The sequence below is a fragment of the Paraburkholderia sp. GAS33 genome (genome assembly GCF_050436645.1).
Lineage (GTDB): Bacteria > Pseudomonadota > Gammaproteobacteria > Burkholderiales > Burkholderiaceae > Paraburkholderia > Paraburkholderia phenazinium_B.
In genome coordinates this window covers 1-21,187 of record NZ_JBNDMP010000023.1, presented here as the reverse complement: position 1 = coordinate 21,187, position 21,187 = coordinate 1, and the positions used below count along the sequence as shown (strand labels likewise).

General features: G+C 63.5%; 18 protein-coding genes. 13 read left to right on the top strand and 5 right to left on the bottom strand.

Annotated features, from left to right (window positions below):
- Positions 1-51: 51 nt before the first annotated feature.
- Complete coding sequence (gene recG, locus P3T24_RS37160; protein ID WP_429441709.1) at positions 52-2,343, bottom strand: ATP-dependent DNA helicase RecG; 2,292 nt, start codon at positions 2,341-2,343, stop codon at positions 52-54.
- Between the two features lie 155 nt (positions 2,344-2,498).
- Between recG and queA the strand changes: the two genes are divergently transcribed.
- The 5 genes from queA to secF all read left to right on the top strand — a co-directional run bounded on the left by queA (position 2,499) and on the right by secF (position 8,730).
- Positions 2,499-3,548 (top strand): tRNA preQ1(34) S-adenosylmethionine ribosyltransferase-isomerase QueA, encoded by a 1,050-nt coding sequence (gene queA / locus P3T24_RS37155; RefSeq protein ID WP_074262419.1) that lies wholly within the window; start codon positions 2,499-2,501, stop codon positions 3,546-3,548.
- A gap of 173 nt (positions 3,549-3,721) precedes the next feature.
- On the top strand, positions 3,722-4,957 hold the full coding sequence (gene tgt, locus P3T24_RS37150) for a tRNA guanosine(34) transglycosylase Tgt (protein ID WP_429441708.1): 1,236 nt from the start codon (positions 3,722-3,724) through the stop codon (positions 4,955-4,957).
- A gap of 289 nt (positions 4,958-5,246) precedes the next feature.
- Positions 5,247-5,570, top strand: a complete 324-nt coding sequence (yajC, locus tag P3T24_RS37145; RefSeq protein WP_074262421.1) for a preprotein translocase subunit YajC — start codon at positions 5,247-5,249, stop codon at positions 5,568-5,570.
- A gap of 145 nt (positions 5,571-5,715) precedes the next feature.
- The gene (gene secD, locus P3T24_RS37140) at positions 5,716-7,761 is read left to right on the top strand and encodes a protein translocase subunit SecD (protein ID WP_074262422.1); all 2,046 of its coding nucleotides are present in this window, start codon (positions 5,716-5,718) and stop codon (positions 7,759-7,761) included.
- Positions 7,762-7,779: 18 nt separating this feature from the next.
- On the top strand, positions 7,780-8,730 hold the full coding sequence (gene secF, locus P3T24_RS37135; protein WP_074262423.1) for a protein translocase subunit SecF: 951 nt from the start codon (positions 7,780-7,782) through the stop codon (positions 8,728-8,730).
- Positions 8,731-8,858: 128 nt separating this feature from the next.
- On the opposite strand, the gene P3T24_RS37130 is transcribed toward secF, so the two are convergent.
- Positions 8,859-9,422: a YceI family protein gene (locus P3T24_RS37130; protein ID WP_074262424.1), complete on the bottom strand. Its 564-nt coding sequence runs from the start codon at positions 9,420-9,422 to the stop codon at positions 8,859-8,861.
- Positions 9,423-9,430: 8 nt separating this feature from the next.
- Positions 9,431-9,991, bottom strand: a complete 561-nt coding sequence (locus P3T24_RS37125) for a cytochrome b (RefSeq protein ID WP_074262425.1) — start codon at positions 9,989-9,991, stop codon at positions 9,431-9,433.
- Between the two features lie 413 nt (positions 9,992-10,404).
- Between P3T24_RS37125 and P3T24_RS37120 the strand changes: the two genes are divergently transcribed.
- From P3T24_RS37120 to P3T24_RS37085, 8 genes are all read left to right on the top strand, one after another.
- Positions 10,405-11,112, top strand: a complete 708-nt coding sequence (locus tag P3T24_RS37120) for a paraquat-inducible protein A (protein WP_074262426.1) — start codon at positions 10,405-10,407, stop codon at positions 11,110-11,112.
- A 6-nt stretch (positions 11,113-11,118) separates the two neighbouring features.
- On the top strand, positions 11,119-11,826 hold the full coding sequence (locus tag P3T24_RS37115; RefSeq protein WP_429286578.1) for a paraquat-inducible protein A: 708 nt from the start codon (positions 11,119-11,121) through the stop codon (positions 11,824-11,826).
- Positions 11,823-13,481: an intermembrane transport protein PqiB gene (locus tag P3T24_RS37110; protein WP_074262428.1), complete on the top strand. Its 1,659-nt coding sequence runs from the start codon at positions 11,823-11,825 to the stop codon at positions 13,479-13,481. Before P3T24_RS37115 ends, P3T24_RS37110 begins: the two co-directional genes overlap by 4 nt.
- Positions 13,478-14,248, top strand: a complete 771-nt coding sequence (locus tag P3T24_RS37105; protein WP_429441707.1) for a PqiC family protein — start codon at positions 13,478-13,480, stop codon at positions 14,246-14,248. Before P3T24_RS37110 ends, P3T24_RS37105 begins: the two co-directional genes overlap by 4 nt.
- 148 nt (positions 14,249-14,396) lie before the next feature.
- The gene (locus P3T24_RS37100) at positions 14,397-16,508 is read left to right on the top strand and encodes a site-specific recombinase (protein ID WP_429441706.1); all 2,112 of its coding nucleotides are present in this window, start codon (positions 14,397-14,399) and stop codon (positions 16,506-16,508) included.
- 71 nt (positions 16,509-16,579) lie between these two features.
- Positions 16,580-17,866, top strand: coding sequence for a THUMP domain-containing class I SAM-dependent RNA methyltransferase (locus P3T24_RS37095; protein ID WP_429441705.1), 1,287 nt, complete (start codon positions 16,580-16,582; stop codon positions 17,864-17,866).
- 140 nt (positions 17,867-18,006) lie between these two features.
- The gene (locus P3T24_RS37090; RefSeq protein ID WP_074262432.1) at positions 18,007-18,393 is read left to right on the top strand and encodes a VOC family protein; all 387 of its coding nucleotides are present in this window, start codon (positions 18,007-18,009) and stop codon (positions 18,391-18,393) included.
- A gap of 182 nt (positions 18,394-18,575) precedes the next feature.
- Complete coding sequence (locus P3T24_RS37085; protein ID WP_074262433.1) at positions 18,576-19,262, top strand: helix-turn-helix transcriptional regulator; 687 nt, start codon at positions 18,576-18,578, stop codon at positions 19,260-19,262.
- Positions 19,263-19,307: 45 nt separating this feature from the next.
- Here P3T24_RS37085 and P3T24_RS37080 read toward each other — a convergent pair whose 3' ends face one another.
- Both P3T24_RS37080 and P3T24_RS37075 read right to left on the bottom strand, forming a co-directional pair.
- On the bottom strand, positions 19,308-20,762 hold the full coding sequence (locus P3T24_RS37080) for an NAD(P)(+) transhydrogenase (Re/Si-specific) subunit beta (RefSeq protein WP_074262434.1): 1,455 nt from the start codon (positions 20,760-20,762) through the stop codon (positions 19,308-19,310).
- Positions 20,759-21,088 carry an NAD(P) transhydrogenase subunit alpha gene (locus tag P3T24_RS37075; protein WP_074262435.1) on the bottom strand — a complete coding sequence of 110 codons (330 nt, stop codon included), beginning with the start codon at positions 21,086-21,088 and terminating at the stop codon, positions 20,759-20,761. Before P3T24_RS37075 ends, P3T24_RS37080 begins: the two co-directional genes overlap by 4 nt.
- Positions 21,089-21,187: the final 99 nt, after the last annotated feature.

The window sequence follows — 21,187 nt, the reverse complement described above, 5'->3', positions numbered from 1 at the left end:
CGTTACCGACCGTAACGCCGCGCTGTTCAAAACCCGCAAACGGACGCCGGCTCAGGCTTTGAGGTATTGCTCACGCGCCCCGAGCCAGCGCGCCAGGTGCTGGGTGACCACGTCCGGATACTTTTCCAGCAGATGGGCCGCCGCCTCGCGAGCGGGTTCGATCAGCCAGCCGTCCTGCTCCAGATCGGCAAAGCGCAGCATCGCCGCGCCTGACTGGCGCGCGCCGAGAAATTCACCTGGGCCACGGATTTCCAGGTCGCGGCGGGCGATCTCGAAGCCATCGGTCGTCTCGCGCATGGTCTGCAAACGGGCGCGTGCGGTGATCGACAGCGGTCCGGTGTAAAGCAGCACGCAGACGGAAGCCGCACTGCCGCGCCCAACGCGGCCGCGCAACTGGTGCAATTGCGCGAGGCCGAAGCGCTCGGCATGCTCGATCACCATCAGCGACGCATTTGGCACATCTACGCCCACTTCGATCACGGTTGTCGCGACCAGCAATTGCACTTCGTTGCGAGTGAAAGCGTCCATCACCTCGGCTTTCTCCGCCGGGGCAAGCCGGCCATGCACGAGGCCGACGTTCAGTTCCGGCAGCGCGGCGACCAGCGTTTCGTAGGTTTCGACGGCCGTCTGCAATTGCAGCGTCTCGCTTTCCTCGATCAGCGGACAGACCCAGTAGACCTGGCGTCCGGTCAGCGCCGCCTCGCGCACGCGGCCAATCACTTCTTCGCGACGCGCGTCGGAAATGAGCTTCGTCAGAATCGGGGTTCGGCCGGGCGGGAGTTCGTCGATGGTCGAGACGTCGAGGTCCGCGTAATAGGTCATGGCCAGCGTGCGCGGAATCGGCGTGGCGGACATCATCAACTGATGCGGCTGAAAATCGCGGGCGCCTTCCGCTGCGTTGCGCGCCTTGGCGCGTAACGCGAGGCGCTGCGCCACACCGAAACGGTGCTGTTCGTCGACGATCACGAGTCCAAGTCGCGCGAACTCCACCGCATCCTGAATAATCGCGTGCGTGCCGATCACCAGTTGCGCGGTGCCGAGCGCCGCGGCCTCGATGGCTGCGCGCTTCTCCCTGGTTTTCAGACTGCCGGCCAGCCACGCGACGCTCACGCCAAGCGGCTCCAGCCAGCCGCGCAGCTTGCGTGCGTGCTGTTCGGCGAGGATTTCGGTCGGCGCCATCAAGGCGGCCTGATAGCCGGCGTCGATGGCCTGCGCGGCGGCAAGCGCGGCGACGACGGTCTTGCCGCTGCCCACGTCGCCCTGCAGCAGACGTTGCATGGGATGTGGCTGCGTCAGATCCAGTGCGATTTCACCGCCCACGCGCTGCTGGGCGCCGGTCAGCGAAAACGGCAGCGCTTTCAGGAGCCGCGCCACCAGTGAGGCTGGATCGTCCGCAGTTCGTCGTGGCATGCCAGGCGCCGCGCGCGTGCGGCGCTCATCGTGCGCGCGCTTCAGGGACATCTGCTGGGCGAGCAGTTCCTCGAACTTGATGCGTACCCATGCCGGATGCGTACCGTCCATCAGGGCGGTTTCGTCCGAGTCGACGCCGGGGTGATGCAGCATGCGCACCGCCTGCATCAGTGGCGGCACGCCAAGCGGGTCCAGATAAGTCCTGGCGACGGCCTCGGGCAGCAATTCCGGTAGTGCCGCGCGCGACAGCGCGTTGTCGATCGCCTTGCGCAGATAGGCCTGGCTGACGCCCGCCGTGCTCGGATACACCGGCGTGAGCGCTTGCGGCAAAGGCGTGTCTTCATCGACGACGCGCACGGCCGGATGCACCATCTCCATGCCGAAGAAACCGCCACGGACGTCGCCACGCACCCGCAGGCGTGCGCCGATCGCCATCTGCTTGACCTGCGAGCCATAGAAATTCAGAAAGCGGAGCACCAGTTCGTCGCCGGTGTCGTCGCGTAGTTTGACCAGCAACTGGCGGCGCGGGCGATAGGCGATTTCGTTATCGAACACCACGCCTTCGGTCTGCGCCATGCCACCCGGCAGCAGGTGCGCGATCGGCGTCAACGAGGTCTCGTCCTCGTAGCGCATGGGCAGATGCAGGACCAGATTGATGTCGCTCGTGAGCCCGAGCTTGGCGAGCTTGTCAGCGGTTTTGGCAAGCGCCGGAGCGGGCTTCTCTGCCGCCTTGGGTGCCTTCGCTCCCTTGGGCGCTTTGGCCTCGCCGGATGCGCTCGTCTCTTTAGGCGCTTTGACCGCCTTCACCGATCTGGCTTCCTGCGACGGCCCAGGGTTGAGCAGTTCGCCCCCCTTGCCACGAGCGGCGGGGCGCTTCGGCTCGACGCTCACTTCGTCGGTAGCGGAGGGCAAACGGCGGTCGGACAAAGGCATGGGTTGCTTCGCAAGTACAATATCGGCTTTCAAAGGTTTCGCGACGCCGCTGCGGCGTCCCGCAATCATAGCCGCAGGCCGCGAGGCTTCGGTGCAAATCCGACCGGCTTCGGCCCAATTCAGTTTCGTTCACGTCCTGCTTCCAGCCAGTCCGCATGTTCACGCTTTCCGATTTCGATTTCGACCTGCCACCCGAACTCATCGCGCAAACGGCGTTGCCAGAGCGCAGCGCGAGCCGTCTGCTTGAAGTGGACGGCTTCGCCACGCCGGCGCGTTTCACCGACCGCCGCTTCGCGGAGCTGCCTGAATGCATCGCGCCAGGCGACCTGCTGGTGTTCAACGATACCAAAGTCCTGAAGGCGCGCTTCCTCGGCCAAAAGGCCAGTGGCGGCAAGATCGAAGTGCTGGTCGAGCGGCTGACCGGCGAGCGCACCGCGCTCGCGCAGGTCCGCGCCAGCAAGAGCCCGGCGCCCGGCACGACGCTGCGTCTGGCGGATGCCTTCGACGTGACCGTCGGCGAGCGCGTTGAGCCGTTCTACACCCTGCACTTTCCCGAAGACTGCCTGACGCTGATCGAACAGTTCGGCCGGCTGCCGCTGCCGCCCTACATCGAGCACGATCCCGACGCGACTGACGAAACCCGTTATCAGACGGTGTTCGCGCAGAATCCGGGAGCGGTGGCTGCGCCGACCGCGGGGCTGCACTTCGATGACGCGCTGCTGGCGCGGCTCGACGAGCGCGGCGTGGAACGCGCGACGCTCACGTTGCACGTCGGCGCCGGCACGTTCCAGCCGGTGCGGGTGGAGAACATCTCCGAGCACAAGATGCACAGCGAGTGGTACCAGTTGCCGCAAACGCTGGTGGACCGGATCGCCGCGACCAAAGCCCGCGGCAACAAGGTGATCGCAGTAGGCACGACGTCGATGCGCGCGCTCGAAGCCGCCGCGCGCGACGCCGAAACCGCCGGCCGACCACTTGCCGCGACTGCCGCCGAAACCGATATTTTCATCACGCCGGGCTACAGGTTTCGCGTGGTCGACCGGCTGGTGACGAACTTCCATTTGCCGAAATCGACGCTGTTGATGCTGGTGTCGGCGTTTGCGGGCATCGAGACGATCCGTTCCGCGTACCGGCATGCCATTGAAGAGCGCTACCGGTTCTTCAGTTACGGCGACGCGATGCTGCTCACGCGCAAAGACGGCTGAGCTGAGCCCCTGTAGTTACGCGTCCGCATGACGATATGCCGTCCGGTAGCGTTGCGCGCGCGCCTCGCTCGGGGTAGTCTGCCGCACCTTGATTTCTTTACCCAGCCGTCGGGGCTAGCCCGGCGGCGTTCATGTCATGCGCCGGACTGTTCTCCGGTGGCACAGGAGTTCTCATGACCGAAGGTCATAACCACGATACCGGCGCCTCGAGCGCCAATTGTCCAAGCTGCGCCAATCACGACGGCAACTCCGCCGAACGTCCCGACAACGGCCTCAAATTCGAGCTGCTCAACACCGATGGCCAGGCGCGCCGCGGCCGCTTGACGCTCAATCACGGCGTGGTCGAAACACCGATCTTCATGCCGGTGGGCACCTACGGCACCGTGAAGGCAGTCCAGCCGCGCGAACTCGAAGAGATGCATGCGCAGATCATCCTCGGCAACACCTTCCACCTGTGGCTGCGGCCGGGACTCGAAACGATCGGCGCGCACGGCGGCCTGCACCGCTTCATGGGCTGGAACCGGCCCATCCTCACTGACTCCGGCGGCTTCCAGGTGTTTTCATTGGGTGATCTGCGCAAGATTACCGAAGATGGCGTCACGTTCGCCTCACCGATCAACGGCGACAAGCTGTTTCTGTCGCCCGAAGTGTCGATGCAGATCCAGAAGGTGCTGAACTCGGACATCGTCATGCAGTTCGACGAATGCACGCCCTACGCCACCAACAACATCCCGACTTCGCGCAAGGACGCCGCCGACTCGATGCGCATGTCGATGCGCTGGGCCCAGCGTTCGATCAACGAATTCAACGGGCTGGGCAATCCGAACGCGTTGTTCGGGATCATCCAGGGCGGCATGTTCGAGGATCTGCGCGACGAATCGCTGGCAGGTCTCGCCGAGATGGACTTCCATGGCTACGCGATCGGCGGCCTGTCGGTGGGCGAGCCGAAGGAAGACATGATGCGCGTGCTCAACCACATCGGCCCGAAGCTGCCGGCCCACAAGCCGCACTATCTGATGGGCGTAGGCACGCCGGAAGACCTGGTAGCGGGCGTGGCAGCCGGCGTCGACATGTTCGACTGCGTGATGCCGACCCGCAATGCGCGCAACGGCTGGCTCTTCACCCGCTTCGGCGACGTCAAGATCCGCAACGCGACGCACAAGAACTCCCTGCGCCCGCTCGACGAAACCTGCGGCTGCTATACCTGCCGGAATTTCACCCGTGGCTACCTGCACCATCTGCATCGCGTTGGTGAAATTCTTGGCGCGCAACTCAACACGATCCACAATCTGCACTACTACCTCGAACTGATGAGCGAGATCCGCGAATCAATCGAGACTCAGACGTTCGAGGCGTTCCGCACGCGCTTCCACGAAAACCGGGCACGGGGTGTCGAACAGGCCGCCTAGAGGGTTTCTACAAAAGCCCCGCTGAAAGATTTCGCTGACGGCGCCCGAACTCAAAAAAGAAGATGCGGACGCAAGCAAGTAACCAAGGAAGGCGCACAATAGCGCCCGCCGACGGATTCCCCCGAAGAAACCGTCGGCGCGAGACCTGAACATTACAATTCCATTTCGCGACGGCCCAAAGAAGCCTTTAACAGCTTGATCGGAAAGCTCATTTGCCGTGCCGTCGTACCAAATGCCGGTGGTAGAATAATCGGCTGATTTTTTTGTTCGTTATAACGGAGAGACCAACGTGTCGTTTTTTTCCAACGCCTTCGCTCAAGGCTCAGGCGGTGCAGAATCAAGCCTGATGAGCTTCCTGCCGCTGATCCTGATGTTTGGCGTGCTGTACTTCATCATGATTCGCCCTCAAATGAAGCGCCAGAAGGAACATCGCAACATGCTCGCCGCTATGGCCAAGGGCGATGAAGTGGTCACGAACGGTGGCATCGTCGGCAAGGTGACCAAGGTTAGCGACGCGTACGTCGGCGTCGAAATCGCCGAAGGCACGGAAATCACCGTGCAAAAAGCATCGGTCACGACGATTCTCCCGAAGGGCACGATCAAGTCGCTGTAAGGCCTGCTCTCTCGCGTCCGGCGCGGCCTCGCGAAACTGAAGCCAGCATGCCTGTCATGCCATCCATGCCAACAGGTACGCTGCGCCTTCCGCGCCCATCGCCGGACGCATCGCTTACGAGCCAACTTTCCCGTTGGACCACTCCATGAATCGTTACCCCCTCTGGAAATATGTCGTGATGGTCGTGGCGCTTGCCATCGGCCTCATCTACACATTGCCCAATTTCTTCGGCGAAGCGCCGGCGGTGCAGGTGCTGAGCGGCAAGGCAACGGTCAAGCTCGATTCGTCGACACTGTCGCAAATCGAAGCCACGCTGGCCGCCAATCAGATCGCCGCTTCCGACGTGACGTACGACAACTCGTCGAGCAACGCGAATATTCGCGTGCGTCTGTCGGATACCGACACGCAGTTGCGCGTGAAGGACCTGCTGTCGAAGACGCTGAACAGCGATCCGAACGATCCGAATTTTGTCGTCGCCCTGAACCTGCAAAGCGCGTCGCCGCGCTGGCTGACTGCCCTGCACGCGTTGCCGATGTACCTCGGCCTCGACCTGCGCGGCGGTGTGCACTTCCTGCTGCAGGTGGACATGGCGGGCGCGCTGAACAAGAAGCTCGACTCGGACGCCTCCGACGCGCGCACGCTGCTGCGTGACAACAACATCCGCGATGGCGGCGTGAATCGCGTCAACCAGACCGTGGTGATCAATTTCGCCGACAAGGACACGGCGGACGCGGCGAGCAAACAGCTTTCGCGCAGCATCAGCGAGCTCCAGTGGGAAACGCAGACGGCGCCTGACGGCAGCTATCAGCTGGTCGGCACGTTTACGCCGGCCGTGCAGAAGACGGTCGAAGACGCGGCGCTCAAGCAGAACATCACGACACTGCATAACCGGGTCAACGAACTTGGCGTGGCCGAACCGGTGATCCAGCAGCAAGGCGCCGACCGCATCGTGGTCGAACTGCCAGGCGTGCAGGACACGGCGAAGGCGAAGGACATCATCGGCCGCACGGCGACGCTCGAAGCGCGTCTCGCCGATCCGAACGACCTGCACCCGAATCCGGGTGACGCCGTGCCGCCGGGCGACGAACTGTTCACCGAAGGCAACCAGGCGCCGGTCATGTTGAGGAAGCAGGTGATCTTCACTGGCGACCGCATCATCGACGCTTCGGCAGGCTTTGACGAACACCAGCGTCCGTCGGTCAACATCCGTCTCGACTCGGCCGGCGGCCGGGCCGTCGCGAGCGTCTCGCGCGACAACATCGGCAAGCCGATGGCGATGGTGCTGTTCGAAAAGGGCAAGGGCCAGGTGTTGACGGTCGCGACGATCCAGTCCGAACTGGGCGACCGCTTCCAGATCACTGGCCAGCCGACCCCGCAAGCTGCCGCCGACCTCGCGCTGCTACTGCGCGCCGGTTCGCTGGCAGCGCCGATGGACATCATCGAAGAACGCACGATCGGCCCGAGCCTCGGCGCCGATAACATCAAGAAGGGCTTCCACTCGGTGATCTGGGGCTTTACGGCCATCGCCGTCTTCATGATTGCGTACTACATGCTGTTCGGCGTGGTCTCGATCATTGGCCTGTCGGTCAACCTGTTGCTGCTGATCGCGGTGCTGTCGATGCTGCAGGCCACCCTGACCTTGCCGGGTATCGCGGCTATCGCGCTGGCGCTCGGTATGGCCATTGACGCGAACGTGCTGATCAACGAGCGCGTGCGTGAAGAGCTGCGTCACGGCGCGCCGGCGCAGCTGGCCATCCAGAACGGTTACGCGCATGCATGGGCGACCATTCTCGACTCGAACGTAACCACGCTGATCGCCGGTCTGGCGCTGCTCGCGTTCGGCTCGGGTCCGGTGCGCGGCTTCGCGATCGTGCACTGTATCGGCATCCTGACGTCGATGTTCTCTGCCGTGTTCTTCTCGCGCGGTCTCGTGAACCTCTGGTACGGCGGCAAGAAGAAGCTGAAGTCGCTGGCCATTGGCCAGGTGTGGAGGCCGGCAGCGGTCGAAGGCGCCGCCGCTGCCGCGTATCTCGGCAGTGAAGATGCCGAAACCGACACAGGACGGGCCATCACCGCAGCAGCCGCCAAGCCGAAGGCCGCGGCCCAGGCTCAGGCCCGCGCCGGCAAGCCGACGGTGCGCCGTCGCAATGCCCCCGGCAACACGCCGCAGAAACCGGGTTCATCCCGCTGAGTCCCGGAGAACAAGACCATGGAATTTTTCCGCATTCGCAAAGATCTACCGCTCATGCAGCGGGCGTTGGTGTTCAACGCGATCTCGCTGCTGACGTTTATTGCTGCCGTGTTCTTCCTGCTGCATCGCGGGCTGCATCTGTCGGTGGAGTTCACCGGCGGTACGGTCATCGAAGTGCAGTATCCGACCACGGTGCCGCTCGAACCGGTGCGCGGCACACTCGCCAAACTCGGCTATCCGGACGCTCAGGTGCAGAACTTCGGCACTTCGCGTGATGTGCTGATCCGTCTGCCGGTCAAGGCCGGCCTCACCTCGGCCCAGCAGAGCGATCAGGTGATGGGCGCATTGAAGGGTGAAGATGCCCAGGTGCAGTTGCAGCGCGTCGAGTTCGTCGGCCCGCAGGTCGGCAAGGAACTGGTCACCAACGGTCTGCTCGCGCTCGCCTGCGTGGTGGCCGGCATCGTGATCTACCTGTCGTTCCGCTTCGAATGGAAGTACGCCGTGGCCGGCGTGATCGCCAACCTGCACGACGTGGTGATCATTCTCGGTTTCTTCGCGTTCTTCCAGTGGGAGTTCTCGCTGTCGGTGCTGGCTGCCGTGCTTGCGGTGCTCGGTTACTCGGTGAACGAGTCGGTGGTTATCTTCGACCGGATTCGCGAAACCTTCCGCCGCGAACGCAAGATGACGGTCATCGAGGTCATCAACCACGCCATTACCAGCACGATGTCGCGGACCATCATCACCCACGGCTGTACGCAGATGATGGTGCTGTCGATGTTCCTGTTCGGCGGTCCAACGCTGCACTACTTCGCTCTGGCGCTGACGGTCGGTATTCTGTTCGGTATCTATTCGTCGGTGTTCGTTGCGGCAGCGCTGGCGATGTGGCTCGGCGTGAAGCGCGACGACCTGATCAAGGAAAAGAAGGAACGTCACGACCCGAGCGACCCGAACGCAGGCGCACAAGTCTGAAGTTCGAGACAGTCGGGAACAAACGCAAAGGCCGGTTCAGTGGAACCGGCCTTTGTTGTTTACCGCCGTCGTTTGGTGCGAGCGTTCTAGTCCGCGTGCCTGCCGGCAATGCTGATGCGCAGTACGCCTTACTTACGCGCTGCGACGATATGAAACCTGATGACGACGTCGTCGGCCACCACCGAGGTGTCCTTCCACTCGCCGGTACCGATATCGAACTGTGAACGCTGGATCGTCAGCGCCCCATCGAACGCCTCGCTCCCGCCCTGCTGCGTGACGGTCACAGGCACGACCATGGTCTGCGATTTACCCTTGATGGTCAGCTTGCCAGTCACCTTGAACTGGTTGCCGCCTGCCGGCGCGATTGCGCTCGAGACAAAGGTCGCCTGCGGGAACGTCTTCGCATCGAACCATTCCTTGCCGCGCACCTGCTCGTTGTAGCTTTCGTCACCCAGATCGTAGCTGCTCACGTCGACGCTGAACTGCGCGCTGCCTTCGGCCGGCTTCGCCGGGTCGAACTTCACGTCCGCACTGAACTTGCCGAACTTGCCTTCCACCGGCACGTTCATCTGTTTTGAGGTCGCGGTGAGCGTGCTCTTCGCGATGTCGACCTGGGCCAGCGCGCTGCCCGCCGCACTGAGGGACGCGGCAGCAAACGCCGCCAACATGTAGCGATAAAACGAAACCTTCATGTCGCTCCTTATTTGAGGAAAGGGATCATGCGCGACAGCAGGCCGTCGCGATCGAGCCACTGATGTTTGAGCGCCGCCGCCACATGCAGCACGAACAGGACGAGCAGCGTGTAGTTGAGCGTGATGTGGATATTTTTCAGCAACACCTTGAGCACGGGATCGGGCGCAATCAGGCGCGGCAGCGGCACGAGCCCCAGATACACCACCGGCACATTGGCCGCGGAGCTGTACAGATAGCCGGAGACCGGAATCGCGATGATCAGCACGTACAGCAGCAGATGCACGAGATGGGCCGCGCCCCGTTGCCACGACGATATCCGGCGCGGCAACGGCGGCGCATCATGGGTGGCGCGCCAAAGGATGCGCAGCACCGAAAGCCCGAACACCGTCACGCCAATCCACTTGTGCCAGGAAAAATAGCGCAGCTTCGTAGGCGTGAAGCCGGGGATATCGGTCATCACCCAACCGAGCGCGAAGCCGCACACAATCAGCAACGCAATCAGCCAGTGAAGCGCGATGGCTGTTCGCGTGTACGAATCGCGGGAGCCGAAGTTAGGTTTGGGTGCCATGAAAGCTCAACGCAAGCTGAAAGGTTAGCGGCGCACGAGGGTGGAGTCCCCCTATGCGAACTGCGCAGAACGCGGCTGCCAGGTGTCGGCAGACAACAGCGAAGCACGCCAAGGCCGCCATGCTACTCCAAGCCGAAAAAGCCGGCTGGCAAGTTCCGCACGGGGCTATGCGGCGTCAAATACAGCTTAACAAGAAGGATTGAACAATTGGGGCCGGAAAATGTCCGACAGCTGTCAGGGTATGCTGCGCGGTGCTGCCGTTTTGCCTGACGGACGTCGCACAAGCAGCCCTGTTACGCACGAGCGAGCGCCTTTGGTACTATTGCTCCAGGCTTTCGCCATTCTTTCGCCAGTCCATACCGTGCAAGCCTTCGATGCACGCTCCCGCTCATGTCGTTTTGCCCTTCTGCCGTATGGAACATGACAACCTGATCGCGTGCCACGAGTGCGATACCCTTTTCACCAAACCGCGTCTGCTCGGCAGCCGGACGGTGGCGCGCTGCCCGCGTTGCGGCGCGACGCTCTATCGCGGCATCTCGCGGCGGCTGGACGCCATCTGCGCCATGACGCTCGCCGCGCTGATCACGTTTCTGATCGCCCAGGGCTATCCGATCGTCGAACTGGACGCCAACGGCATTACCTCGCAAACCACGCTGTTCGGCGCGCTCGTCGCGTTGTGGAACGAGGACATGCAGATCGTCGCGGTCATGGTGTTCTGCGCGACCACGCTGTTTCCGCTCACCGAGCTGGTCGCGCTCCTCTACGTGCTGATCCCGATCCGCTCGGGCTTCGTGGCGCCGGGCTTTAACCAGGTGCTGCGGGCCATCCAGTTCGTGCGGCCGTGGGGCATGATCGAAGTGTTCATGCTTGGCGTGCTGATCACCATCGTCAAGATGGTGAGCCTCGCCCGCGTGATCCCCGAAGCGGCGCTGTTCGCCTTCGGAGTGCTGACCTTGATGTTCGCCGTGGTCGTCACGTTCGATCCGCGCACCTTGTGGGATCTCGCCGACGAGCTGAACGCAAGGCGTGCGCGTCCCATGCCGCGCACGGCTGCCGACAGCGCGGCAGCTGCGGTCACGGCGAACGTGGACAGCCAGTCCGCCGCGCCCCATCAGGGATAACGCACGATGAATTACATTACCGCGCGCCGCGCGGGCCTGGTTTCCTGCCACGCGTGCGGCAGCGTGGCACCACGCATCCGCTCGATCACGAAACAGCACTGCGCGCGCTGCGGCGCGGTACTGCACCGGCGCAATCCGGACAGTCTGATGCGCACATGGGCACTACTGATCGCAGCCGCATTGCTGTATATTCCGGCGAATCTGTTGCCGGTGATGCACACCTCCTCGTTGCTTGGCTCGGAAGACGACACGATCATGAGCGGCGTCGTCTACTTCTGGACCTCGGGCGACTGGCCGCTGGCCGTCATTGTGTTTATCGCCAGCATCATGGTGCCGATGCTGAAACTCACGATCCTCGTGCTGCTCTGCATTACGGCTCAGCGCCGCTCACGCTGGCGCCCCACGCAACGCGTGAAGCTGTACCGGATCGTGGAGCGCATCGGCCGCTGGTCGATGCTCGACGTGTTCGTGGTCACGCTGACGGTTGCGCTGGTGCGATTCAAGTCGCTCGCCGTGATCACGGCGGGGCCCGGCGCGATCGCGTTCGGCTCGGTGGTGATTCTGACGATGCTGGCATCGATGCAGTTCGATCCACGGCTCATCTGGGACAACGTGGAAGGCGCGGACAACTCAGAAAGTGCAAAGAATGCGAAGCGCGCCCGCCGCGCCAAAGATGCAAAAAGCGGAACCCAACAAACTCAGGACCAAACATGACTAGCCCGCAAGGACCGACGCCCGCTCCCAGCGCGCCGCGCAACGATTCGAACGGACCCACGCTCCCACCCAACCTGCCCGATCCCGAGATCGAGCCGCGCAGCCACTGGTTGCCGTCGCTGGTCTGGGTGATTCCGCTGATCGCCGCACTGATCGGCGTCGCGCTCGTGATCAAGTCCGTGACCGAGAAAGGGCCGCAGATCACTATCAGCTTCAACGATGCCGAAGGGCTCGAGCCGGGCAAGACCCAGGTCAAGTACAAGGACGTCGACGTTGGCCTCGTAAAGGCCATCACGCTCTCGAAAGACCTTTCACACGTGCTGATTCAGGTCCAGTTGACCAAGGAAGCCGAGAACTTTGCCGTCAAGGACAGCCGCTTCTGGGTGGTGCGTCCGCGGGTCGGCGCGAGCGGCGTCTCGGGTCTGAGCACGCTGCTCTCCGGCGCGTACATCGGCGTGGACGCCGGTCATTCGCAGGATACGCAGAAGGACTTCGTCGGCCTTGAAACGCCCCCGCCAATTACCGGTGGGCAGAAGGGCCATCAGTTCACGTTGCATGGCGACTCGCTCGGCTCGATCGATATCGGCTCGCCGATCTTCTACCGGCGCGTGCAGGTCGGCCAGGTGGTGGGCTTCTCGCTCGACAAGGACGGCACCGGCGTGACCATGCAGGTGTTCGTTGCCGCGCCGTATGATCAGTACGTCGGGATCAACACGCGCTGGTGGCATGCGAGCGGCGTCGATCTGCGGCTCGACTCGGGCGGCTTCAAGCTGAACACGCAGTCGCTTGCGACCGTGCTGGTCGGCGGCCTGTCGTTCCAGTCGCCACCGGGGCAACCGGTCGGAGCGCAGGCGCCGAACAACATGACGTTCCGCCTGGGTTCCGACGAAGCGGACGCCATGCGCGAGCCGGACGGCGTGCCGCTGCGGGTGGTGATGACCTTCAACCAGTCGCTGCGCGGGCTGTCTGTGGGGGCGACGGTCGATTTCCGCGGCATCGAGCTCGGTCAGGTGACCAACATCGGCATCGACTACGACCCGAAGACCAACAACTTCACCATGCCGGTGACGATGAACCTGTACCCCGACCGCCTCGGCAAGCGCTTCCGCGAGACGGCGCCGGAGCCGGGTAGCGTGGCCGGTCAGCAGTTGCTGAAGAGTCTGGTGCAACACGGCCTGCGCGGCCAGCTGCGCACGGGCAACCTGATTACCAGTCAGCTGTACGTCGCGCTCGACATCTTCCCGAAGGCGCCGCCGGCTACAGTCGACGTCAATAGCGATCCGCTCGAGCTGCCGACGATTCCGAATACGCTCGACGAGTTGCAGGTGCAAGTGGCCGATATCGCCAAGAAACTCGATCAGGTGCCGTTCGACCAGATCGGCGACAACCTGAACAGCGCGCTAAAGAACGCCGACCAGTTGTTCACGCGCCTGAATACCGAGGTGGTGCCGCAAGCGCGCGACACGCTGGCCGCCGCCAAGCAGACCTTCGGGTCGGCCGAGGCGACGCTGCAGCAGGACTCGCCGCTGCAATCGGACGTCCATCAGGCGCTGCAGGAATTGACCCGCACGCTGCAGTCGTTGAATGCGCTGTCGGACTATCTGGAACGCCATCCGGAATCGCTGTTGCGCGGAAAACCAGGAGATAAACCATGATGTTTGCCCGGCTCCCCCGTTCGCCGCGCGGGCTTGCCCGCGCCACCGCGTGCCTCGGTGCCTGTGCCGGACTGCTGGCGGTAGCGGCATGCTCGTCGTCGCCGCCCAGCCACTTCTACACGCTGGGTGCCAATGGCGCGCCAAGCACCGCGAGCACGATTTCGGCTCCTTCACTGCTGATCGAAGTAGCGCCGGTCGACGTACCGTCCCAGGTCGCGAAAAACCAGCTCGTGGTTCAGACTGGCCCGACCCAGGTGCAGGTGCTCGAGCAGGAACGTTGGGCCTCGTTGCCCGGTGACGAGGTTCGCCGCGCGCTGTCGACCGACCTCACGCAGCAACTGGGCACGATCGATGTGTATGGCACGCCGTATCCGGAAGGTACGCCGGTCTATCGCGTCAGTGTGAACGTGCAACGGTTCGAATCGTGGCCGGGTTCGCATGCCTTGATCGATGCCGTGTGGAGCGTGCGCGCGGTGCGCAGCGAAGCCATCATGACGTGCCGCAGCGTCGTCAACGAGCCCGTGACGGGCAGCTATGACGCGCTGGTCGACGGTCATCGGCAGGCCGTGCAACAGATCTCTACGCAGATCGCCGCCGGCATCAAGGCCTTGGCTGCTGCCGCGCCGCGGATGCCGACGAGCACCGCCGCAAAAGGCGCATCCGGCACGCAAGCGCGCATGACGCCGCCGACGGTGCCGTGCCCGTTGCCCACCGGCCCAAGCGCTGCGCTCGACAGCGCCGGCGCGGGCAACCGCACGACCGGCTGACCGGCTCCTGAAGCTCGCGCGGCGAACTCCACCGTCGCCCGCGAGCCTACGCACTATCCCATCCGGCCAGCTTGCGGGATCCTCTGTATTTAGCGATCCTGAGTGCTTCGGCCCACAAGAGTGCGCCTTGCCACACATCTGACAATCCATGTTTCGCTCTCTCAAAACCTTCGTCAAGAAATGGCGCGCGTCGCGCAACAGCGGCCATCAACTCGATGCGCTGCTGGCGATTGCCGACCAGAACGCGCCGTATGCGGACCGCAGCGAATGGCTGATCGAGGTGGCTCACTGGATTCATCGCGACGGAAGCGTGCAGCCGGTCGTGCCTCCAGTCACGCAGGACCCGACCGAAGACGACGTGCGCCGGGTACGCGAACACGCACGCTTGCGCTATCTGCTGCATGTGCTGGATCGCAACCCGGCGTGGAAAGCGAACGTCGCGGGGATTCTGCGCGCGCTGCTGCGCGAAAGCGACGGCATCTCGCTACTGTGCGATGCCGGCATGCCGGTGCACTCGGCATTTTTCGGCGCCCTGTTCGAGCGCTTCGAGTCGTCGCTGATCCCGCCAGCACCGAACCGCCGTGACCTGACAGCGATCTTCACGTTGATGTTCACGTCAGCGCGCGATGCCGAATGGATTGCCGCGCTACCTACCGACCTGCTCACGCGTATCCGCGAGCTTTTCGTCTATGGGCAGGAGGCGAGCGACCAGCGAAACGCGGCGCCGTTCTCGCTCGATCTGCTAGCGGCGCTGCACAACCTGACCTGCCAGATCAGCTCCACCGGGCTGTCGCAAACGGTGCGCAGCCGTCTGGGCGACGCCGACGTGCGCGTCGCCATGGAAAAGCAGCCGTTCTACCGGCTCACACGAGCCATGCTGGCGGTCGAGGCCGCCCATCAGGCGCCTGAAGGCGGCGCAGAGCCGGGCAAATTGCTGCACGAGGTCAACTATCTGCGTGTGCTGCTCGACGACTGCCGTATCGCCACCGATAACGTCTTTACCCACCTGTACCGCAACGGCGTGAGCGTCGACATCGTGTTTCAGGTCGAGCGCATGCGTATGCGCATCCAGCGCGCAGAACATCTGCTGGACGCCTGGATGGCGTCGGACGACCTGCACGCCGGCTCGCGCCTCGTCGCCGAACTGGTCAATGCAAATCACGCGAGTCAGAGCATCGCCCATCTGATGCGCAGCAATTTCTCGTTGCTGGCGCGCAAGGTGGTCGAATATAGCGCGGATACCGGCGAGCATTACATTGCCCGCGATCGCGCCGAATATCTGAAGATGCTGCGCATGGCGGCAGGCGGCGGCCTCGTCACCGTGGTGACGGTGTGCGTCAAGTTTGCGATCACCGGCTTGCATCTGCATGCAATGCTGGAAGGCTTGCTGGCCGGCATCAACTATGCGGCGAGCTTCCTGCTGATGCACTTCCTGCATTTCTCGCTCGCCACCAAGCAGCCGGCCATGACAGCGCCGACCATCGCCCGCGAACTCGACGGCGCAGGTACACCTGAAGGGGTAAACAGTTTCGTGACCTCGGTAGTCGCGCTCATCCGCACCCAGGCTGCCGCCGTGCTCGGCAACGTGATGCTGGTGTTTCCCGTGTCGCTGGGCGTGCAGTTGCTGTGGCACGCCGTCTTTAATACGAACATCATCTCGCCGGAAAAAGCCCACGCCACGCTGCATTCGTTCTCGCTGCTCGGACCTACGCCGCTCTATGCGGCGCTGACGGGCGTGCTGCTGTGGTCGTCGAGCCTGCTCGCGGGCTGGGCCGACAACTGGTTCGTGCTGCACCGGGTCGCGGACGCGCTGACCTACAACCGCCGCCTGCGAATGACGCTTGGCGTCGCTGGCGCTGCCCGGCTGGCGAGGTTCTGCCGCTCCAACGTCGCCGGCGTGGTGGGCAATATCACCTTGGGCCTGATGCTTGGTCTCGTACCTGCCATCCTCACCGCCTTCGCTTTCACCTTCGAAGTCCGGCACGTCACCTTGAGTTCGGGTTCGATCGGCGTCGCACTCGGTGTGCTCGGCAAGGGCGCGCTGGACCTGCCGGAGTTCTGGTGGGCCATCGCCGGCACGTTCAGCATGGCAATCCTGAACGTGGCCGTCAGTTTTGCGCTCGCGTTTCATATGGCCGTGCGTTCGCGCGATCTGCGGCGCAACTATGTGCGCTCGTTGCGCGGCGCGATCTGGCGCCGGGTGTTCCACCGGCCGCTGGATCTGGTGTGGCCGGTCAGCGCATCACGCGAAGGGCATTGAACGCCAGCGCGCGGGAAGCACACCCCGACCGCGTACAATAGCGCCTTATTCAACGCCTCCCGGCAACTTCAATGTCCTTCGATTTTTTCATCCCCTGCCCTCGCGGCCTCGAAGCCGCGCTCGCGGCCGAACTCGCCGAAATCGCCTCGCGCCATCTGAACGGAGCACCGTTCACTGCGGGCGCGCAGGTGCCGGGCGGCGTGCATTTCCGCGGCGGCTGGGCGGCCGGTATGGCGGCCAATCTGCATTCGCGCATCGCGAGCCGTGTGCTGCTGAAGATCGCGCATCGTCCGTATCGCAGCGAGCAGGACATCTACGACCTCGCGCTCGAGCAGCGCTGGGAACAGTGGTTTTCCGCCCAGGAGACGCTACGCGTCGACGTCACGGCCATCAAATCGCCGCTGCGTAGCCTCGAATTCACCACGCTGCGCGTCAAGGATGCAATCTGCGACCGCCTGCGCGACGTGAGCGGCGCGCGTCCGAACATCGACACCAGCGCGCCCGACGTGCGCGTGTTTGCGTTCCTCACCGCGACCGATTGCACCTTGTATCTCGATACGTCCGGCGAGCCGCTTTTCAAGCGCGGCTGGCGACTCGACAAGGGTGCTGCGCCGCTGCGCGAGAACCTCGCGGCGGGCATCCTGCGCCTGACTGGCTGGACCGCCGGCACACCGCTGTACGACCCGATGTGCGGCAGCGGCACGTTCCTCGCGGAAGCTGCGCAAGTGGCGCTGAATATCGCGCCGGGCGCGGAGCGGCGCTTCGGTTTCGAGAATCTCAAGCAGTACGACGCGAAAGCGTGGCAGGCGTTGAAAGCCGCGGCACTGGATGCGAAGCGCGCCGCCCGCACGTCGCGCACCGATCTGCAGATCTTCGGCAGCGACATTTCCGGTGACATGCTGGTCAAGGCGCGCGCCAACTTCGAGCGCGCCGGTCTGTCGTCGGTCTCGCTCAAGCAGGTCGACGCACGCGGCATGACCCCGCCGTCGTCGGAGCCGGGCATTCTGGTGGCCAATCCGCCGTACGGCGAGCGGATCGAAGTGCGTGGCCGCAACGCGCGTGGCGAACTTCGTGAGACGGGCCGTGAAAGCCGCGATGACGACAGCTTTCGCCGCGCTCAGGAAGAAGCACCGGACAGCGAATTCTTCAAGTCGCTCGGCGACGCGCTCAAGCAGCGTTTCACCGGATGGCACGCGTTCATTCTGACGTCGGATCGTAAGCTGCCGGGACAACTGCGGTTGCGCGAATCGACCAAGACGCCGCTTTTCAACGGCGCGCTTGAATGCAGGCTGTTTCGCTTCGATCTGATCGCGGGCAGCGTCAGGCAACGTCCGGCGAACGATACGCCGGCGGCTTGAGCCAGCAAGTCAACGCCGGAAAGAATTTCGCAGCCAGCCAATTGCTACTGACAGAACGCTGTCAGTAGCCCCGCCGCACACTCCTGATCACGCCATCCGGCGCATCACATGGGCCTTCGGGTCATGCCAAGGAGAGTGTCATGTCAGCAGCCGCATCCCACGTCATTTCCTGGTTCGAAATTCCGGTCACCGATTTCGAGCGCGCCGCACGTTTCTACGAGACTACGCTCGGCACGACGCTGCGGCGTGAAAATTTCGGCGGCGAGCCGATCGGCATTTTCCAGTACACCGAGCCGTCCACCGGCGGCTGTATCATCCAGAGCCCCAACGCCAGGCCCTCCGGCGATGGCGTCGTCGTTTACCTGAACGCGCAGCCGAATGTCGACACCGTGCTGGGCCGCGTCGAGAAGGCCGGCGGCAAGGTGCAAGGGCCGGTCATCGATCTGCCGCAGGATATCGGCTATATCGGGTTCTTTACCGATACCGAAGGTAACCGCATCGGGCTGCATTCGCCGAAGAACGGTTGACCGATTGGCCCGCGCAGGGGTGACGGCCACGCAGCACCGCATGAGCGTCACGCGGCGCTATGATCTCGGGAATGCCCGTTTGCGGGCCGCCGGTTCGCAACCCCCGTGACGCGGGCCACTCCGTTTCGGGTGAAGCGATCGCAACACCCCCGCCCCTACTACAACACGACAAGACGCCCACGATGACGCGCCGCGCCGACCGCCTGTTCCAGATCGCCGAGCTGCTCCGCGGCCGGCGTCTGACTACCGCGCAACAGCTCGCGGACTGGCTGCATATCTCGCCGCGCACGGTCTACCGGGACGTGCGCGATCTGCAGCTCTCAGGCGTGCCGATCGAAGGGGAAGCGGGAATCGGCTACCGCCTGAACCGCTCGGCGAGCTTGCCGCCGCTCACCTTCACCGTCGACGAACTCGCTGCGCTCGCCGCCGGCGCACGCATGCTCGAAACATGGGGTGGTGCGAGCTTCGCCAAGGGCGCCCGCGGCGCGCTGGCGAAGATCGCCTCGACCATGCCCGCTGACAAGCGCGCGACGCTCGACCGGCTGCCGATCTTTGCGCCTTCGTTTCACATCAAGGGTGAATTCGCGGAGAAGGTCGATGCGCTGCATCTGGCCATCGACCGCAACCGGATCGTGAGTTTTGCGTATCGCGATCGCAAAGGCGCGCAAACCGAGCGGCGCGTCTGGCCGCTCGGCCTCTTTTATTGGGGTGCGCGCTGGACCATCGGCGCGTGGTGTGAGTTGCGCGGAGACTTCCGCAATTTCGACGTCGAAGAGATTCGCGAACTGCAGGTAGTCGAGCCGTTCCCCGATATGGAGGGCAGACGGCTCGCGGATTTTCTGAGGCACGTCGAGGTGAAACAGCGCTAACTGCAGCGACAGAGTTCAAGGCCGCATACCGTTGCGGCCACAACCTCACTCCACCGACTTCACCATATCCTCGATCACCTTCTTCGCATCGCCGAAGACCATCATGGTCTTGTCCATGTAGAAGAGGTCGTTGTCGAGACCCGCATAACCGGCCGCCATCGAACGCTTGTTGACGATCACCGTACGCGCCTTGTACGCCTCGATAATCGGCATGCCCGCAATCGGCGACTTCGGATCGTTCTTCGCCGCCGGATTCACCACGTCGTTCGCGCCGAGCACCAGCACCACGTCCACTTGGCCGAACTCGCTGTTGATGTCATCCATCTCGTAGACCATGTCGTAGGAGACTTCGGCTTCAGCGAGCAGCACGTTCATGTGCCCCGGCATGCGGCCCGCCACCGGGTGGATCGCGTACCGCACATCAATGCCCTTTTCGGTCAGCTTGTCCGTAAGTTCTTTCAGCGCATGCTGCGCCCGTGCCACCGCCAGACCATACCCCGGCACGATCACCACGGTTTCAGCGTTGCCCAGCATGAACGACGCATCCTCGGCCGAACCCGACTTGACCGGCCGCTGTTCCTGGGCTCCGCCCGCAGCCGCCGCGCCCGCCTCCGCGCCAAAGCCGCCCAGCAGCACATTGAAGAACGAGCGGTTCATCGCGTGACACATGATGTACGACAGGATCGCACCGGACGACCCCACCAGCGAGCCTGCGATGATCAGCATCGGGTTATTCAGCGAGAACCCGATGCCCGCCGCCGCCCAGCCCGAATACGAGTTGAGCATCGACACGACCACCGGCATATCCGCGCCGCCGATCGGGATGATGATCAGCACGCCCAGCGCGAACGCGATCAGCGTCATGATGATGAACGGCAGCCACGCTTGCGTCAGAAAGAAGATTACGCCGAAGCCGATCATGCCGATCGCCAGCATCAGGTTGATCAGATGCTGACCCGGATACACCACCGGCGCGCCCTGAAACAGGCGGAACTTGTATTTGCCCGAGAGCTTGCCGAACGCGATCACTGAACCGGAGAACGTGATCGCCCCGACGAAGGTGCCGATAAAGAGCTCAATCCGGTTGCCGTACGGCAGAAACCCCGGGATCGGATTGTCCGGATCGACGAGGCCGAACGCCGATGGCTCCGAGACGACCGCATAGGCAATGCACACGGCAGCGAGACCGATCAGCGAGTGCATGGCGGCGACCAGTTCGGGCATCTTGGTCATCTCGACGCGCGCGGCGACGAACGCTCCGATCGCGCCGCCTACCACCAGCGCCGCGAACAGCAGTCCGAGGCCCAGCCCGAGATTCGAGCCGAGTCCGGCCGCCTGCTTGAGGATCAACGCGATGGTGGTGAGGATCGCGATCGCCATCCCGGCCATACCGAACGTATTGCCGATGCGCGCGGTCTTCGGATTCGAGAGCCCTTTGAGCGCCTGAATGAAGCAGACCGAAGCAACCAGATAAAGCAGCGTGACGACGTTCAGACTCATTGCGCCTTCTCCTTTGCCGCTGCGGGGAGCTTCTTCGGCTCTTTCTTCTTGAACATCTCCAGCATTCGCCTGGTGACGAGGAAGCCGCCGAACACGTTGACCGCTGCCAGCCCGACCGCCAGGGTCCCGAAGAACTTGCCTGTGCCGCCCACCGTCAGGCCGGCCGCAAGCATCGCGCCCACAATGACGATCGCGGAAATCGCGTTGGTCACGGCCATCAGCGGCGTATGCAGTGCCGGTGTGACGTTCCAGACCACGTGGTAGCCCACGTAGATCGCCAGGATGAAGATGATCAGGTTGATGACCGTATGGTTGATGACTTCCATCGCCGGCTCCAGTTATGCCTTGCGCGTGACTTCGCCGTCACGGGCCAGCAGCGTGGCCGCGACGATGTCGTCCGCGAGATCGATGTTGAGTGCGCCTTC

Excerpts from the sequence above, each read along its gene's own strand:
- P3T24_RS37085 (WP_074262433.1), top strand. The coding sequence starts at position 18,576 with ATGACGCGCCGCGCCGACCGCCTGTTCCAGATCGCCGAGCTGCTCCGC.
- tgt (WP_429441708.1), top strand. The coding sequence starts at position 3,722 with ATGACCGAAGGTCATAACCACGATACCGGCGCCTCGAGCGCCAATTGT.
- P3T24_RS37125 (WP_074262425.1), bottom strand. The coding sequence starts at position 9,991 with ATGGCACCCAAACCTAACTTCGGCTCCCGCGATTCGTACACGCGAACA.
- secD (WP_074262422.1), top strand. The coding sequence starts at position 5,716 with ATGAATCGTTACCCCCTCTGGAAATATGTCGTGATGGTCGTGGCGCTT.
- P3T24_RS37115 (WP_429286578.1), top strand. The coding sequence starts at position 11,119 with ATGAATTACATTACCGCGCGCCGCGCGGGCCTGGTTTCCTGCCACGCG.
- P3T24_RS37095 (WP_429441705.1), top strand. The coding sequence starts at position 16,580 with ATGTCCTTCGATTTTTTCATCCCCTGCCCTCGCGGCCTCGAAGCCGCG.
- P3T24_RS37075 (WP_074262435.1), bottom strand. The coding sequence starts at position 21,088 with ATGGAAGTCATCAACCATACGGTCATCAACCTGATCATCTTCATCCTG.
- P3T24_RS37130 (WP_074262424.1), bottom strand. The coding sequence starts at position 9,422 with ATGAAGGTTTCGTTTTATCGCTACATGTTGGCGGCGTTTGCTGCCGCG.
- queA (WP_074262419.1), top strand. The coding sequence starts at position 2,499 with ATGTTCACGCTTTCCGATTTCGATTTCGACCTGCCACCCGAACTCATC.
- secF (WP_074262423.1), top strand. The coding sequence starts at position 7,780 with ATGGAATTTTTCCGCATTCGCAAAGATCTACCGCTCATGCAGCGGGCG.
- recG (WP_429441709.1), bottom strand. The coding sequence starts at position 2,343 with ATGCCTTTGTCCGACCGCCGTTTGCCCTCCGCTACCGACGAAGTGAGC.
- P3T24_RS37120 (WP_074262426.1), top strand. The coding sequence starts at position 10,405 with ATGGAACATGACAACCTGATCGCGTGCCACGAGTGCGATACCCTTTTC.
- P3T24_RS37105 (WP_429441707.1), top strand. The coding sequence starts at position 13,478 with ATGATGTTTGCCCGGCTCCCCCGTTCGCCGCGCGGGCTTGCCCGCGCC.
- P3T24_RS37110 (WP_074262428.1), top strand. The coding sequence starts at position 11,823 with ATGACTAGCCCGCAAGGACCGACGCCCGCTCCCAGCGCGCCGCGCAAC.
- P3T24_RS37090 (WP_074262432.1), top strand. The coding sequence starts at position 18,007 with ATGTCAGCAGCCGCATCCCACGTCATTTCCTGGTTCGAAATTCCGGTC.
- P3T24_RS37100 (WP_429441706.1), top strand. The coding sequence starts at position 14,397 with ATGTTTCGCTCTCTCAAAACCTTCGTCAAGAAATGGCGCGCGTCGCGC.
- P3T24_RS37080 (WP_074262434.1), bottom strand. The coding sequence starts at position 20,762 with ATGAGTCTGAACGTCGTCACGCTGCTTTATCTGGTTGCTTCGGTCTGC.